1 protein-coding gene is annotated in these 3013 nt (G+C 69.5%); it reads right to left on the bottom strand.

All coding sequences use genetic code 11. The features are described from left to right. Positions 1 to 3013, bottom strand: a 3013-nt coding sequence (locus tag ABZS61_RS34660) for an SDR family NAD(P)-dependent oxidoreductase (RefSeq protein ID WP_356430453.1), incomplete at both ends; no start/stop codon positions are given.

Below are 3013 nucleotides of genomic sequence, written 5' to 3'. Positions count from 1 at the left end.
GCTGCTGCGGATCCATCCCCAACGCCTCACGCGGCGAAATCCCGAACAACCCCGCGTCAAACCGATCCGCCCCATCGACGAACCCACCCACACCGGCACTGCGGTCCAACAGATCCGCCGACCAACCCCGGTCGGCCGGGAACGCCGACAGCCCGTCGATCCCGTCGGCGACCAGATCCCACAGCTGCTCGGGCGATCCCACCCCACCCGGCAACCGGCACGCCATGCCGACAATCGCCAACGGCTCGTCCGCCCCGGCCACCGCAACCTGCCGCATCGGCTCCGCAACCGCCTCCAACCCACCGAAGAACTCCGACAACAAACGCTCACTCAGCGCCACAGGACTCGGATAGTCGAACACCAACGTCGCCGGCAACCGCAAACCCGTAGCTCCGGTCAAACGGTTACGCAACTCCACCGCAGTCAACGAATCGAAACCCAGATCCTTGAACGCCTGACGCTCACCCACCGCATCCACCGACGCATGCCCCAGCACCGCCGCAGCACTGCCACGCACCAACTCCAACAACATCTGCCCACGCTGAACACCGGACACCGACCGCAACCGCTGCGCCAACGCCAAACCCGCACCCGACGCCTGCGCAACCCCACGCCGCACCCGACCCGACACCAGACCACGCAGCAACGCAGGAACCTCTCCGGCCGCCCGCACCGCCGCCAGATCCAGACTGACGGGCAGCACCTGCGCCTCGGCACACCTCAATGCCGTGTCGAACAACGACAGAGCCTGCTTCGTCGACATCCCGCTCGAAAGCTGGTCGTGGAGATGACCGGTCATGCCACTGGCCTGCTCCCACAGGCCCCAGGCCAGAGACAGACCAGAAAGGCCCTCGGCGCGACGGTGGGTGGCGAGGGCGTCGAGGTAGGCGTTGGCAGCCGAGTAGTTGGCCTGACCCGGAGTACCGAAGGTCGCCGACGCCGAGGAGTAGAGGACGAACATCGCGAGGTTCGTGTCGCGGGTCAGTTCGTCGAGGTTCGCGGCGGCGGTGGCCTTCGCCCGCAGGACCGTTTCCAGGCGTTCCTGGGTGAGGGCGGTGAACACGCCGTCGTCGAGGACACCCGCCGCGTGGACGACGCCGGTCAGCGGAGTTTCGGTGGGGATGTCCGCGAGGACGGCTGCGAGGGCGTCGCGGTCGGCGGCGTCGCAAGCCACGATCCGTGCCTGGGCGCCGAGTTCGACGAGTTCTGCGACCAGATCGGTGGCGCCGGGCGCGTCCGGGCCCTGGCGGGACAACAGCATGAGATGACGGATGCCCTGCTCGGTGACGAGGTGGCGGGCGAGGAGTCCGCCGAGGGTGCCGGTGCCTCCGGTGATCAGTACGGTGCCGTCACCATCCAGCGGCACGGCCTCCTCGCCACCCACGGCACGGGCCAGACGGGGTACCAGCAGCACACCGTCACGGATGGCGACCTGCGGCTCGTCGACACCGGCCAACAGCGCCAGATCCACACCCTCTTCCACGGCGGCCGGGTCGACGTCGACCAGCACGATCCGGTCCGGGTGCTCCGACTGCGCCGAACGCACCAGACCCCACACCGCCGCACCCACCACATCGACCATGTCGGCAGGACCCGCGGGCATGGCGCCCCGCGTCACCACCGCCAGGCGCGATCCGAACGAACCGTCATCCGCCAGCCATTCCTGCACACCCCGCAGGACCTCACCCAGCACCTGCTCCACCGGACCGTCACCAGCCGGCAACACCGTCCACGCCGAAGCATCCTCCGCCTCGCCGGAAGCAGCACCCCCCGGTGGCAACGCGACCCACTCCACCGCGAACAGCGCCTCGTCCGCGTGCCCGGCCGCAGACAACTGCTCCGCCGACACCTCACGCGACACCAGCGAGCGCACGACCGCAACCGGCGCACCAGTCCCATCAGCCGCCTCAACGGTGATGCCCTCGCCCTCAGGACGGATCGCCACCCGCAACACCGTCGCCCCGACCGCGAACAGCTCCACACCCGACCACGCGAACGGCAACCGCGGCCCTTGCTCCCCCGGCCCTTCCGACAGGAGATTGGCCGGATGCAGCGCGGCGTCCAACAGCGCCGGGTGGATACCGAACGTGTCGACCTGGCCCACACCCGGCTCCGGCAGCACCACATCGGCGTACACACCGGACCCATCGCGCCAAGCCGCCCGAACACCCTGGAACGCCGGACCGTAGCCGAAGCCCACGCCCGCCAAAGCCTCGTAGAACCCGTCGACATCCACCGCGTCCGCACCCCGCGGCGGCCACACACACAAATCGAAGCCGGGCGCTCGGGTGTCCGCGGCGGCGAGGAAACCCGATGCATGCAGCGTCCACTCGTCCGTGCCTTCGGCACGGCCATGAACGTGGACCGGCCGGTCGCCCGAGGCATCCGGGCCCTCGACCCGCACCTGGACCTGCACTCCACCGGACTCCGGCAACACCAACGGCGCCCGCAGAACCAACTCCCGCAGCACCCCGCAGCCGACTTCCTGACCAGTCCGCAGCACCATCTCCACCAACGCGGCACCAGGCACCACAACCCGGCCCAGCACCAGATGCTCGGCCAGCCAGGGCTGTGCACCCACCGCGAGCCGACCGGTCAGCACCACCGCGCCCCCGTCGGCGAGCTCCACGGCCGCGCCAAGCAAGGCGTGCCCGGCACCCGCCAGACCAACTGCGGCCAGGTCCCCGGCACCCACGCCCATCTGCGGCCAGAACCGCTCCCTGTGGAACGCATAGGTCGGCAGGTCAACCACCCGGCCGCCCCAACCGGCAAACAGCGCCGTCCAGTCGACATCGACTCCGGACGTCCACAGACGACTGATCGCGGTGAGCGCGGTGTCGGTCTCATCGCGATCCTTGCGCAGGACGGTGATGAACTGTGCGTCGGCGGTGGTGTCCTGGGCCATGGCCGACAGCACGCCATCCGGGCCGAGTTCCACGTACCGCGTCACACCCATCGCTTCGAGAGCCACCACGGCATCGGCGAAACGCACCGCCTGCCGCACCTGGCTCAG

Source organism: Streptomyces sp. NPDC005566, from assembly GCF_040605575.1.
In the GTDB taxonomy this organism is placed as follows: domain Bacteria; phylum Actinomycetota; class Actinomycetes; order Streptomycetales; family Streptomycetaceae; genus Streptomyces.
This window is presented reverse-complemented; position numbering and strand designations above follow the sequence as displayed.